The following is a 12,683-nucleotide window of genomic DNA, read 5'->3' on the forward strand; positions in this document are numbered from 1 at the left end:
GCAGGCTGGGGCGGGCCGGGTCCGGGCCCGGGGCGGACGGCCCCCGGCGGTCAGTCACTGGCCCCGACAACCGCTCCAGCACGCGCACCGTCTCGCGGGTCCCGGACCCGACACCCTGCCGATCCATCCGCCCCAGGCCGTACAGGATGGCCATGGAGACGGCCCCCCACCAGCGCCTACGCTCGCCGCATGACCCCTCATGCCCCTCATGCCCCGTACGCCGACCCCGCGGCCGGTGCGGCCGTGAAGGCCGCGGACCGCGCGCACGTGTTCCACTCCTGGTCCGCCCAGGGCCTCATCGACCCGCTCGCCGTCGCCGGCGCCGAGGGGTCCTATTTCTGGGACTACGACGGCAACCGCTACCTCGACTTCACCAGCGGGCTCGTCTACACCAACATCGGCTACCAGCACCCCACCGTGATCGCCGCGATCCAGGAACAGGCGGGCAGGCTCGCCACCTTCGCGCCCGCGTTCGCCGTCGAGTCGCGCTCCGAGGCCGCACGCCTCATCGCCGAGCGCACCCCCGGCGACCTGGACAAGATCTTCTTCACCAACGGCGGCGCCGAGGCCGTCGAGAACGCCATCCGCATGGCCCGGCTGCACACCGGCCGTACGAAGGTGCTCTCCGCCTACCGCTCGTACCACGGCGCCACCTCCACCGCGATCAACCTCACCGGCGACCCGCGCCGCTGGCCGTCCGACAACGGCTCGGCGGGCGTCGTCCGCTTCTGGGCCCCGTTCCTCTACCGTTCCCCGTTCCATGCGGCGAACGAGGCCGAGGAGTGCGCCCGCGTGCTCCAGCACCTGGAGGACACCCTCGCCTTCGAGGGTCCGTCCACCATCGCCGCGATCATCCTGGAGACCATCCCGGGCACGGCGGGCATCATGACCCCGCCGCCCGGCTATCTGGCAGGCGTCCGCGAGATCTGTGACCGGTACGGGATCGTCTTCGTGCTCGACGAGGTGATGGCCGGATTCGGCCGCACCGGCGCCTGGTTCGCCGCCGACCACTTCGACGTCGTGCCGGACCTGCTGACCTTCGCCAAGGGCGTCAACTCCGGTTACGTACCGCTCGGCGGCGTCGCCATCAGCGCCGAGATCGCCGCCACCTTCGAGACCCGCCCCTACCCCGGCGGCCTCACCTACTCCGGGCACCCGCTGGCCTGTGCCGCCGCCGTCGCCACCATCGGCGTGATGGAGGACGAGAAGGTCGTCGAGCACGCGGCCCGGATCGGCGAGAGCGTCCTCGGCCCCGGCCTGCGCGAACTCGCCGAACGCCACCCCTCGGTCGGCGAGGTCCGCGGTCTCGGCGCGTTCTGGTCGCTGGAGCTGGTCCGCGACCGGGAGACCCGCGAGCCGCTCGTCCCGTACAACGCCTCGGGCGAGGCGAACGCCCCGATGGCGGCCTTCGGCGCGGCGGCGAAGAAGCAGGGGCTGTGGCCGTTCATCAACATGAACCGGACCCATGCCGTCCCGGCCTGCAACGTCTCCGAGGCCGAGGCCAAGGAAGGGCTCGCGGCCCTGGACGTCGCGCTCGGTGTCGCCGACGCGTACACGGTGCAGGGCGGGTAGCGGCACCCCGGCGCCCCGGCACCCGTACGCCGGGCAGCGGCACACCGGCCCGTACGCCGGTAACGGCACACCCGGCGACCCCTACACCGGGTAACCGGATGACCCGATTCCGTACACGATCGACCCCGTACGCCTCCCCGCCGTGCCCGGAATCGGGCACGGCGGCGGCCCTGGCTTAAGGTGACCCGAACCAGAGGTGCCCCCCGGCCGGAAACAGCCGGCGAACGGGGCGAGCGGGGCGGACAGGGGCAGACGGGACGTGCGGATGGGGGCCGGTATGAGTCCGAGCGGAGGTGTGACGCGCAACACCCTGCGCCAGCAGATCGCCGACGCGCTGCGTGACGAGGTGCTCGCGGGGCGTCTTCCGCCGGGCCGGGAGTTCACCGTCAAGCAGATCGCCGAGCAGTACGGGGTCTCCGCGACGCCCGTCCGCGAGGCGCTCTTCGACCTCTCCGCACAGGGACTCCTCGCCTCCGACCAGCACCGCGGCTTTCAGGTACGCGAGTTCACCGTCGCCGACTACCGGGCGATGGCCGAGGCCCGCGCCCTCGTCGTCGAGGGCCTCTTCCGCGATCACGCGGAGCGGGTCGCCGTCCGGCCCGAGAGTCTCGCCCCGATCCGCCGGCGGGCCGCGGAGGCGGTCCGCGCGGCGAAGGGCGGCGATCTCGACGTGCTGATCGGGTACGACCTGCGGTTCTGGCGGGAGCTGGGGCAGTTCGTCCTCAACCCGTACCTCGCCGACTTCCTCACCCGGCTCCGCGTCCAGGCCTGGGTGTTCGCCGTGCACCGGCTGCGCCGCGACGGCATGGACGAGAACGTGCTGTGGTTCGGCCACGAGGACCTGGTCGAGGCCATCGCCCGGTGCGACCACGAGCAGGTCCACGCCGCCATGCACTCCTACTACGCGCACGCGCTCGCCTGGGCGGACCGGCTGGAGGCGCGGGAGGCCGCAGGGGACATCCCCGAGCAGCCGCAGCCGCAGCCGCCCCCGCAGCCGTAGCCCCGGAGCCTCCAGGGGCTTGCCCGGAGCCTCCGGGCGAGTCCCTGGAGGCGCCGGGGCACTGTGCGTGAGGTTCGCCCCGCATTACGCTGTCCCGACGATCGCCCGAACCCGTTGGAGAGCGAGACTTCGTGGCCTGTGACCTGTGGCTGGTCCCCCTCGTCGATGTGCTGTGCCACAGCCCCGACAATCCGTTCGCCGAAGAGATCGCCGTCTACGACAAGGCGCTGAACGACGCCGGGCTGCCGCCCGTCCCCGTCTACGCGTACATGCCGGGCCTCACCGGGGACGTCGCCCCCGTGGCCGGTTTCGACTACGACGCCCTGCACTTCCTGCGCCGCGCCTACCTGCTCCGGCTGAGCGGCCTCGCCGTCGCCCCCGTCGCCGGTCTCGACGGCGACTACGAACAGCTCCTGGAGATGTTCGAACAGAGTGCGCAGCAGTCCCACCTGGTCTGGCACTACGACCACGCCGGGGCGTACGTCCCGGTGGACTTCCCGGTCCCGCTCTCCGACGACGCGCTCCTGGCGGGCGGCGGCCCGCTGGGCTCCGCGCACGGGCTGCTGCGGGAGCTGGAGTTCGTGGCCCCGTCCATCGGCATCGACCCGGCCAACCCGCCGGCCGCCCCGCAGCCCCCCTCCGGTCCCACCGCCCTGGAGGAACCGGCGGGCCCGATCCCCTACGACGACAGCCCGTTCGCCCGGGAACGCCATGTCTGGCTCGGCCTCCACGCGGCAGCGACCCGCAGCCTGGCCCAGGGCTCGATGATCATCTTCAGCTGAAGGCCCGAGCGGGCCGGGGCACCCGCTGTCAGCCTGTCCGGCGTTTGAGGACCGGGGGTACAGGGGCAGCGACCCGAAGCCCCACCCCGCACCCCCGGCCCCCATACCTCCGGCCTCCGTACCCCCCGGCCCCCGGATCCTCACCGCGGCGGCGACTCCGGCGGCCGCTGCCGCGGCATGTTCGGCCGTGCGGCCACCGACGGCATCGAGAACCGCCCCGGTGCCGTCCCCGGCTCGCCCCGCCCCCCGGTGCTCCCCGACGCCAGGGCCTGCATGCCCATCGGCGCGGGCCCCGCCCGGAACTCCACCATCCAGTCCGCCGTCTCCGACCGCACAAGATCGGTGATGTCCTCGGAGAACCTCCGCAGCACCCCCAGGCACCGCTCGGCGGCCTCGCTGGCCGTGCCCTCGGTCGGCCCGAGCATCTCCCGTACGCACTCCGAGGCCCAGTCGAACTGGAGCACTTGGAGCCGCCGTTGCACGGCCTGTGCCGTGGCGAGGTTCCTTATCCACCCGGAGGTGAGGCCGAAATACCGGTCGCAGGCCATGCAGGCGGCCCCCAGCAGCAGCGACAGATAGCCCCAGCCCGCCGAGCCGCTCAGCACGCCGGTCAGGTCGAGCAGCGGCAGGGCGGCCCCGGCGATCACCCCGGCGGCGGTGCCCGTCCGCAGGGCCCTGGCGGCCCGGCGCTTGAGGATCCGGTCGTTCAGATACCAGTCGGCGGTGTCCAGGGCGCCGGTCTCGACCCAGCGGTAGAGCTCGTCGAGCCGCTCGGCCGGCTCGCCCCAGTCGCCGAGCGGGAACGGGCGCCCGGTCAGATCGCGCCCGGCGGGGCGTTCCCTGCCCGAACCGGAAGCGGAATGCTCAGCTCCGGCCTCACCGGATCCCGCGTCGGACTCCTTGCGGGGCGGCCCCTCGGGCTGCATCTCCGGCTGACTCACCGGGGCACTCCTCTGCACTCTGACGGACGGGACGGACGCGTTGGGCTCTTCCGGGACCGACCGACCCGACCGGCCCGGAGAGGGCGGGGCGGTCCGCACGACCGACGACCCCCGCGAGGTAACTCTGCGTCACTGCACATGCGCGCTCGTGTGCCGATGTGCATGCCCTTCCTACCGCCGAATGGTGGGCCGTGGGGTCGAAATCGCGGGATTCCCGCCTGGGCGGGGCCGCTGGTCAGGTATAGGAGCCCGCACGCCGGGTCCGCGATCTCACCCGAAAGAGTTGGTCCCCGGTGGGTGGAGCGCGGTGACCGGGGAGCACGTAGGCTCGGCTTACCGAAACATTTGTCGTCGAAATGCCAGGAGTGACCGTGATTCCCGGTGGTGGTCAGCCCAATATGCAGCAGCTGCTCCAGCAGGCCCAGAAGATGCAGCAGGATCTCGCGGCGGCCCAGGAGGAACTGGCCAGGACCGAGGTCGACGGACAGGCGGGCGGCGGTCTGGTGAAGGCCACCGTGACCGGTTCCGGCGAGCTCCGTGCCCTGGTGATCGACCCGCAGGCGGTGGACCCGGAGGACACCGAGACGCTCGCCGACCTCGTCGTCGCCGCCGTCCAGGCGGCCAACGAGAACGCGCAGGCGCTCCAGCAGGAGAAGCTCGGCCCGCTGGCGCAGGGCCTGGGCGGCGGGGGCGGCATCCCCGGCCTGCCGTTCTGACCGGACCGGCTACGAGCAGGCCCACAGGGCCTACTGGTACCGACCCGTACCCACTACGGTACGGAGACAGGAAGCAAAGAGAGGCGTTCCGTTGTACGAAGGCGTTGTTCAGGACCTCATCGACGAACTGGGCAGGCTGCCCGGCGTCGGTCCCAAGAGCGCGCAGCGGATCGCCTTCCACATCCTGCAGGCCGAGCCCACGGACGTACGCCGGCTCGCGCACTCCCTCCTGGAGGTCAAGGACAAGGTCCGGTTCTGCGCCGTGTGCGGCAACGTCGCGCAGCAGGAGCAGTGCGGGATCTGCCGGGACGCGCGCCGCGACCGCAGCGTCATCTGCGTGGTCGAGGAGCCCAAGGACGTCGTCGCTATCGAGCGGACGCGCGAGTTCCGGGGCCGCTACCACGTCCTGGGCGGGGCGATCAGCCCCATCGAGGGCGTCGGACCGGACGACCTGCGCATCCGTGAGCTGCTGGCGCGGCTCGCGGACGGCTCCATCACGGAGCTGATCCTCGCGACCGACCCCAATCTGGAGGGTGAGGCCACCGCGACGTACCTGGCGCGGATGGTCAAGCCGATGGGACTCAGGGTGACCCGGCTGGCCAGCGGCCTGCCGGTCGGCGGCGACCTGGAGTACGCCGACGAGGTCACCCTGGGCCGCGCCTTCGAGGGGAGGCGGCTGCTGGATGTCTGACGCCACCGCCGTAGCCCCCCGGCCCCCGCACGTACTGCCGTCCGCTTCGCCGTCCGCTTCACCGTTTGTGACCGCGCCCACGGGAGGTCCCCTCGATGTCTGACGCCACGCTGAACTCCGTCACGCAGGACCCGGGCGACTTCGCCGTCCAGATCGCGGACCAGATCAAGACGTTCATCGTCGCGGTCACCGAGGTGTCCAAGGTCGACGAGCCGGAAGAGGCCGTCCCGGTCCTGCTCCTCCAGGTCTCGCAGCTCCTGCTCGCGGGCGGCCGCCTCGGCGCGTACGAGGACGTCCTGCCCGACGAGCGGTACGAACCGGACCTCGGCGCCGAGCCGGACGCGGACGGACTGCGCGAGCGGTTCGCGGCGCTCCTGGAGCCGATCGACGTCTACTCCGAGGTCTTCGACCCGTACGAGCCCCGCAAGGCCCCGGTCCCGCACCGGATCTCCGACGACCTGGCCGACCTGGTCACCGACCTCGGTCACGGTCTCGCGCACTACGACGCCGAGCGCACCGCCGAGGCGCTGTGGTGGTGGCAGTTCTCGTATTTCTCCAACTGGGGCTCCACCGCCTCCGCCACCCTCCGCGCCCTCCAGTCCCTGGTCGCCCACATCCGCCTCGGCCAGCCCCTGGAGGAGCTGGACGGCCTGGACACCGACCAGGACCCGGGCGAGGAGGAACTCGCCGAGGAGGCGGGCCGCGTGATGCTCCAGGAGATCGCGGCCCCGCTGGGGCTGCGCCCGGTGAAGTAGGGGTACGGGGCGGGGCCCGCGTGGCCCGGAACCACGGAGGTGTCCGATGAGCGAGCACAGCGGCTGGGCCGAGGTGAAGCAGCGGATGCGCGCGGCCGCCCGGCGGCAACCGACGCCGAGCGGGAAGGGCGCAGGCAGGCGGCGCGTACCGCCACCGAGGCGTACGTGCTGGGGCACCATCTGCGGGTGATCCGCGAGGAGCAGGGACTGACCCAGGCGCAGGTGGCCAAGTCCGTCGGTATTTCGCAGGCGCGGGTTTCCCAGATCGAACGGGGCGAGATCCACAACCTGGAGAGCATGCGCACCTACGCGGCAGCGCTCGGTACCAGGACCAAGGCGTCCGTTGAGTGAGGGGATCGAACGGTCGGGGCGGTCTGAAGGGCGGTCGTCGCCGGTGTGGGGCACGCCCAGCAGAACGCGCTACCCGACGCCTTCCTCGACGGCTTCCGCGAGGACGCCATCTGGACCACGGCCCACGGCAAGCGGCTGACCGGCCTTCCGGAGATCAGCGCCTTCACCCGCAAGGTGCTGCCCCCGCAGGCGGACTCCCCGGTGACCGCCACGTACACGGTCGACCTGATCCTCTTCGTCCGCCCCGACATCGCCGCCGTCAAGATCCGCCAGCGCCCGGCCACCCGGGACGGGGCGTTCCTGGACGAGATCTTCCACGGCCAGGAGGACCCCTCCGAGCTCATGGCCGCCCACCCCGAGGCGGTCCCGGCACCCCGGCCTACGGGCTGGCGAAGGACGACGGGTCTGGCCCCCTCCCCACGATCGCCGCACTGGCCGCTATTGCTGCGGTCCTCGTCGCGGCATGGCAGTTCGGTAGCCCGTAGCCCGTAGCCCGTAGCCCGTAGCGCGTAGCGCGTTGCGCCCTGCGTCGGCATCTGCTGGGGCAGGGCGCCCTTTGGCGTGTAGCCCCCGAGGTCTACGCCTCCTCGTCTGCGATGCCGCTTTCGATCTCGTCCAGCTCGTCGGTGGACAGCTCGCCGGCGAAGAGGGCTTCGACGCGAGTGCGGGACACGTCGGCAGGCGTCAGGCTGGGGGTCGGCATGTTGAGGGGATGGGACCACCAGCGACCAGGATGAAGTTCGTCCCAGGGCGGTCGCTTACCCGTTTTGCGGCGATCCTTGCCTGGATCGTGGTTGCCGAAGCCGTCGACGATGCTGTTCCAGACAGGGCGGTACTGCCTGATCATCACGCGCTCGGCCAGGCTGACGAACGCCTCAATCGCGACGAGGTACCGGACTTGGAAGTCATTGACCGCAAGGTCATGTACCTGCTCGATGGAGCCTCTGTGGTCCTTGATCCGATCCCAGAGCGCCGTTGAGTCCGCGCTCGCGTCCACAGAGCCCTTCCGCGTCCCCTGCGGGCGCGCCTGGCCGACGTAGATCGGAACCCTGCATTCCTCGGAGCTGATCGGCGCGTAGAGCTGGTTCGGGCCGCAGTAGTAGATCGCGTAGACGCCGCTGCCGTAGGTGGGACCGACTTGGCCGAGCGGCTCGGGGGCGCGGGCGAGGAGTTCCGCTTCGACGCTGCGGCCCAGGTTGTCCAGATCGAGAGGGTTGTACGGCTCGTAGTGCCGAGCGTCGGCGAACCATTTCTTCGTCTTGCGCGGAGACTTCGGGCGCTTTGGTGCGGCGGGCTGTTCGCCTTCCGGTGGTGGCGGAGCTGCGGCTGACAAGTTTTCCTCCGGTTGGAATTTCGATCAGCGCCTCATAGACGGGAGGGCGCCTGTGCTCAGGGGCGAAGGGAAGGGGCGACCGTCAGAAGACGTCTATGACGTCAGGGCCCCGGTAGTAGCGACTCGCGCTGGGGTACTCCTCGACCTTGGGATACATGATCACGTATCCAGGCAGTGCGGTGATCTGCCAGCCCGGCGGCAGGGACTCCGAGACCGACATCAGCACGTCGTGAGCGGTGAGAGGTGGCTCCGGGTACGACACGTAGATGTCTTCGAACGCCTTGGACGACTCGTAACGAAAGACGTACGGAAGCTCTTGCTTGGCGGCCTGAAGCAGCGAGCTGAGCGATACGGATCCGTCCAGCCGTGTGGGACCCAGAGGCCTTTCAACGCACTTGAAATCGAGATCAATCGGATAGTCCCGGTCGAAGTGTCCTTCGTCCACCTCAGTCGTGTCTCGCCTTTTGCCGGGGTCGTTGTTTCCGAACCCGTTGTAGTTCCACGGGACCTCACCACGCATCCGGTGACTGTTGATCAACAGTCGCTCCGGAGCCACGGCACCGAAGTCCTCGTCGACGTAGAGGCAGGTGAAGCTCATCTCGGCTATGTCGATGTTCGTTCGGCCCGAGATCTTCCGGAAGTGTTTCTCCACGCGCTTGGGCAGAGATCGGTCTGCCTTGCCGACGTAGACCAGCTCCTCGCCCTTGCGGAGCTGGTAGACGCCAGGCAGCGGACGGAGAGCGTTGATGTTCTCAAGCGTGAGCGGGGCGGGAACGAGGTCTTCAAGGGCGGCCGCCAGCTGGTCGCCGAGCGCCTTCGTGATGCTCAGCTTGAACTCGGCGTGGTTCTCCAGAGGCATGTAACCGGCTTCCTTCCGCGGAGTGATCAACTTCACCCTATCCGGTGAACCTGGTGAACACGTTGCGTAACTTCCTCAAGGAGGGTGGAAGATCACCAACTCCGCGGTATGCTTTGCCTATGTCTGAACTGCGAGAAGACCGCCAAGAGGTGGGAACGTGTGTCGAGCTGTTCGCCGGCGGCGGGGGGCTCGCGATGGCTGTGCACAAGGCCGGTTTCCGGCCGCTCCTGGTGAACGAGTACGCCAAGCGGGCGTGCAAGACGTTGGAGACCAATCCGCCTGAGTCCGACCGGCCGGATATGCCCTGGCCGCTCATCCCAGGGGACGTCCGGGACATCAAGTTCGCGGACGTGGTGACGGACGAGGTTGATGTCCTCGCCGGTGGGCCGCCGTGCCAGCCGTTCAGCCTGGGGGGCGCCCACAAGGGCATGGAAGACGAACGGAACATGTTCCCGCAGATGTTTCGTGCGATTCGGGAGCTGCGGCCCAAGGCTGTCATCTGCGAGAACGTGCGCGGTCTGCTTCGGCCGTCGTTCAAGCCGTACTTCGACTACATCCTGAATGAGATGCGTCTGCCGTTCGCGGAGCGGGAGGAAGACGCGACGTGGGAGGAGCACAACGAGCTCCTTGAGAAGATGATCGCGAACGACTCGGTTGACCCTTCGGAGCGCTACGTCGTCACGGAGATGTCGGTCAACGCGGCTGACTACGGGGTGCCTCAGATTCGGCAGAGGGTGGTGATCGTCGCCTTCCGTGCCGATCTGGATGTGGACTGGGAAGAATTCAAGCCCAAGCAGAGCCACTCCGAGGAGTCCATGATCCATTCAATGCGCGAGGGCGGACCCTACTGGCGGGAGCGGCACAAGAAGGTGCCCGCCGAGGTCCGTAAGCGCGTCATCGAGAACCTTCGCGAACTCGACTACGAGAACGAGGACGTCAAGGCCAAGCTCAAGCTGCCGCCATGGCGCACGCTGCGAGACGCGATCGCGGGCATCGACGAGAACGAGGGGAAGCCGCTCCCCCGAGTGTCGGAGGAAGCGGTCAAGGACAAGCTCAAAGTGGGCGGCATCGAGGACCACATCGGGTGGCCTGGTGCCCGTACCTACGCCGGTCACACTCCGAATCTGCTGGACCGCCCGGCGAAGACTGTTAAGGCTGGTGTGCACGGCGTCCCGGGTGGGGAATCCGTCATGCAGCTGGACGAAATCGACTTCGGTGGCACCGGGTACCGCTACATGACCGTCCGCGAGACTGCCCGAGTCATGACCTTCCCGGACCGTTGGATCCTCGACGGTCCACGTGGAGAGAAGATGCGGCAGTTGGGCAACGCCGTCCCGGTCAAGCTCGGCGAGGCATTCGCGAAGGCTGTTGCCACGGCCCTCACAGCCGTTGGAGCCCTGGAGGACCCGGAGAAGCGGAAGTGACCGAAGCCCCGAGTGATCGGCAGAGGCGCTGGAACGACCAGATGCCTCCTGATCGCGCGTGGAAGTCACGACCAGGAGTGAACAGGGCGTCCCGAGTCGCCGAGCAGGACCGTGCCGCCGGCGGACGGCACGCGCGAGCTGTCGATATCGGCGACGGTCGATACGCGCGCGCGTCGATCGCGCTCCGCCTCTATCGCAGCACCCGTCGCATCCGTGCCTACCTGCGATGGTCGCAGGACGGCGGCACCCGCGAGAAGTATGTGGGCGAGGTGGACGCGGCCACGCGCGCCGCGAATCTGGCACTGGCGTGGTCTATGGCACACGCGGCCGGACAGGCCACTGACGAGGTCGTGCCTCCGGAGTCTCAGGCGTCCTCGCCGGCTACCCGCGCGGTCATGGTGGCGAACAAGGGGCGCGACACTAAGCCCGAATTGCTCCTGCGCTCCGCCCTTCATCGCAAGGGACTTCGATACCGGGTGTCGGTGAGGCCCGTGCGTGATCTCAGGCGAACGGCCGACGTCGTGTTCACTAAGGCCCGCGTGGCCGTGTTCGTCGACGGCTGCTACTGGCACGGCTGCCCCGAGCACCACCGACCCGCTACCAAGCGAGCCGAGTTCTGGCAGGAGAAGATCGCGGGAAACCGGGCCCGCGACGCCGACACGAACGCGTCCCTCAGCGCGCAAGGCTGGGCCGTCGTGCGTGTTTGGGAACACGAAGACCCCGAAGCGGCCGCCGACAGGATCAGAGGCATCGTCGGATCCCGGCTCGGAGAGTCGTCACGCACCGCGCCCCACCGCGGCTGATGCCGAGGCGGGGCGCCTTTGTCGATGAGGTGAGGTCGTTACGCCGCGGCGACCAGCTCGCGCGCCCGTTCGTTGAAGTCGGCCACCAGGCGATGCGTCCCGAACGGCTCCATACGTCGCTGCAAGTCCTGCACGGCCTCGACGCACCGCGAACTCTTGACCTGCCGCGACAGCGAGAGTGTCCGCAGCCCTGCGGAGTGGGCCGCCTCAAGGTCACGCCGCTGCAAGTGGGATACAGCGAGTGCGGCCTGCGACATGGCACCCCGGCGGGCGCGACGCTGCTTGCGGGCGTGGTCGATCGACTGGCGCGCGTGCCGCTCGGCGGTCTCGGCCTGCCCGAGGTCCCGGAAGGTGTTCGCGTGCTCGCCATGGAGGTACGCGGGGTCGATGAACGCCGCCCACTCCTGCTCGTCCTCCAGCCGTACGCGTCCGTACGCCGTCTCGGACTGCGTCACAGCCCGAGCCGCGTCGGACTTGTCACCGAGCTTCGCCAGCGCACGAGCCTCCAGGGCCCACAGATCGGCGAGGCAAGCGGGGGAGGTGTTCTTGCCCAGCCCGGCGCGGCCGGCCTGGGCAAGCCGCCGGCCCTCCGCCGGGTCGCCGAGCAGCGTCGCCTGGTCGGCCATACCCGCGAGGACGTGAGCGCCGAGCGCCGCGTTCCTCGACTCCTCCGCCAGGCGCAGCGACTGGATCAAGTACCGCTGGGCCGTGCCATGTTCTCCGGTGTCGTACGCCATCCATCCGAGGAGATACGTCTGCTCGGCCGCCGCTTCGCACAGAGCCCGCCGCACCGCGTCCGAATGCGCTCGGCGCAGCAGCGGGTAGACGTGCTGGTTCATGTACTCGGCGAGGATGAGACGGCCCGAGCCGCCGCCCTGGAGTACGTCCATCTTCTGGAACTCGCCGAACATGTTCTTCACTGCGGTGACGTCTTCAAGGCGTACGCGCGGGCCGGGATCCGGGTGCTGATCAATGGTGTTGAGCAGCCAGTCGCGCGAGGGCCCAACGGCTGCGACTGCGGCGAAAGGTGCCGCTGCCAGGAACTTTCGACGATCCACGTCCGCTCTCCCCAAGTCGGCAACGGCTTCCACCGTAACGGCGAAAGAGGAGTTGTAGGCGAGCGAACGATCCGCGGTGCCGCCCTCGGCGAAGCCGAGGTCGTACGTGGTGACCCGAAATCCGACGCTCGCGGAGATCACGTCGGCGATGATCTCCGGCACCGGAGGCCGTGGCTGGAGGCCGGCCAGCCAGCGCCTCACTGCCGTGGCATCCGTCTGGATGTGCGGCTGACCCCATGCCTGAGCTGCGGCTTTGATGCGGCGAGCCAATTCCTTGTTACTCATGCCGGAGCGCTCAAGCCAACGTGCGAGGTCTGTGTTCGGTGACGTCATGTTGAGTTCCTGCCCCTTCGCTGCGGCCGGTTGTTCAAGTGCCACCCCTTGCCACCCCTTCCGAC

Annotated in this window: 13 protein-coding genes and 1 pseudogene; 10 read left to right on the forward strand and 4 right to left on the reverse strand. The window is 69.4% G+C overall.

The features are described from left to right. Positions 1–189: 189 nt before the first annotated feature. From ACGF2Y_RS30810 to ACGF2Y_RS30820, 3 genes are all read left to right on the forward strand, one after another. Positions 190–1,572: an aspartate aminotransferase family protein gene (locus tag ACGF2Y_RS30810; protein ID WP_392954289.1), complete on the forward strand. Its 1,383-nt coding sequence runs from the start codon at positions 190–192 to the stop codon at positions 1,570–1,572. A 295-nt stretch (positions 1,573–1,867) separates the two neighbouring features. Then, positions 1,868–2,572, forward strand: coding sequence for a GntR family transcriptional regulator (locus ACGF2Y_RS30815; RefSeq protein ID WP_392954291.1), 705 nt, complete (start codon positions 1,868–1,870; stop codon positions 2,570–2,572). A gap of 131 nt (positions 2,573–2,703) precedes the next feature. Then, entirely contained in the window at positions 2,704–3,354 is a 651-nt protein-coding gene (locus ACGF2Y_RS30820) for a hypothetical protein (protein ID WP_392954293.1), read from the forward strand. 140 nt (positions 3,355–3,494) lie between these two features. Here the strand turns inward: ACGF2Y_RS30820 and ACGF2Y_RS30825 are convergent, their stop codons facing one another. Continuing rightward, on the reverse strand, positions 3,495–4,295 hold the full coding sequence (locus ACGF2Y_RS30825; RefSeq protein WP_392954295.1) for an SLATT domain-containing protein: 801 nt from the start codon (positions 4,293–4,295) through the stop codon (positions 3,495–3,497). Positions 4,296–4,666: 371 nt separating this feature from the next. Here ACGF2Y_RS30825 and ACGF2Y_RS30830 point away from each other — a divergent pair, with 371 nt between their 5' ends. The 5 genes and pseudogenes from ACGF2Y_RS30830 to ACGF2Y_RS30850 form a co-directional block, all read left to right on the forward strand. Beyond that, the gene (locus ACGF2Y_RS30830) at positions 4,667–5,011 is read left to right on the forward strand and encodes a YbaB/EbfC family nucleoid-associated protein (RefSeq protein WP_392954376.1); all 345 of its coding nucleotides are present in this window, start codon (positions 4,667–4,669) and stop codon (positions 5,009–5,011) included. A 91-nt stretch (positions 5,012–5,102) separates the two neighbouring features. Next, positions 5,103–5,702 carry a recombination mediator RecR gene (recR, locus tag ACGF2Y_RS30835; RefSeq protein ID WP_392954297.1) on the forward strand — a complete coding sequence of 200 codons (600 nt, stop codon included), beginning with the start codon at positions 5,103–5,105 and terminating at the stop codon, positions 5,700–5,702. Positions 5,703–5,797: 95 nt separating this feature from the next. Then, on the forward strand, positions 5,798–6,457 hold the full coding sequence (locus ACGF2Y_RS30840) for a DUF5063 domain-containing protein (protein WP_392954299.1): 660 nt from the start codon (positions 5,798–5,800) through the stop codon (positions 6,455–6,457). A 39-nt stretch (positions 6,458–6,496) separates the two neighbouring features. Continuing rightward, positions 6,497–6,808 carry a helix-turn-helix transcriptional regulator gene (locus tag ACGF2Y_RS30845; RefSeq protein WP_392954301.1) on the forward strand — a complete coding sequence of 104 codons (312 nt, stop codon included), beginning with the start codon at positions 6,497–6,499 and terminating at the stop codon, positions 6,806–6,808. A 30-nt stretch (positions 6,809–6,838) separates the two neighbouring features. After that, positions 6,839–7,293 (forward strand): annotated as a pseudogene (locus ACGF2Y_RS30850) (SgcJ/EcaC family oxidoreductase); the annotation flags it as partial. A 92-nt stretch (positions 7,294–7,385) separates the two neighbouring features. Here ACGF2Y_RS30850 and ACGF2Y_RS30855 read toward each other — a convergent pair. Together ACGF2Y_RS30855 and ACGF2Y_RS30860 are read right to left on the reverse strand one after the other, a co-directional pair. Then, positions 7,386–8,141 carry an Eco29kI family restriction endonuclease gene (locus ACGF2Y_RS30855; RefSeq protein WP_392954303.1) on the reverse strand — a complete coding sequence of 252 codons (756 nt, stop codon included), beginning with the start codon at positions 8,139–8,141 and terminating at the stop codon, positions 7,386–7,388. An 82-nt stretch (positions 8,142–8,223) separates the two neighbouring features. Further along, on the reverse strand, positions 8,224–9,000 hold the full coding sequence (locus tag ACGF2Y_RS30860; protein WP_392954305.1) for an Eco29kI family restriction endonuclease: 777 nt from the start codon (positions 8,998–9,000) through the stop codon (positions 8,224–8,226). Between the two features lie 119 nt (positions 9,001–9,119). Here ACGF2Y_RS30860 and ACGF2Y_RS30865 point away from each other — a divergent pair, with 119 nt between their 5' ends. Then, positions 9,120–10,424 (forward strand): DNA cytosine methyltransferase, encoded by a 1,305-nt coding sequence (locus tag ACGF2Y_RS30865; RefSeq protein ID WP_392954307.1) that lies wholly within the window; start codon positions 9,120–9,122, stop codon positions 10,422–10,424. Next, positions 10,421–11,227, forward strand: coding sequence for a very short patch repair endonuclease (locus ACGF2Y_RS30870; protein ID WP_392954309.1), 807 nt, complete (start codon positions 10,421–10,423; stop codon positions 11,225–11,227). Before ACGF2Y_RS30865 ends, ACGF2Y_RS30870 begins: the two co-directional genes overlap by 4 nt. Positions 11,228–11,265: 38 nt before the next feature. Here ACGF2Y_RS30870 and ACGF2Y_RS30875 read toward each other — a convergent pair whose 3' ends face one another. After that, complete coding sequence (locus ACGF2Y_RS30875) at positions 11,266–12,618, reverse strand: transcriptional regulator (protein ID WP_392954311.1); 1,353 nt, start codon at positions 12,616–12,618, stop codon at positions 11,266–11,268. Positions 12,619–12,683: the final 65 nt, after the last annotated feature.

The organism is Streptomyces sp. NPDC048142 (genome assembly GCF_043202835.1).
In the GTDB taxonomy this organism is placed as follows: Bacteria; Actinomycetota; Actinomycetes; order Streptomycetales; family Streptomycetaceae; genus Streptomyces.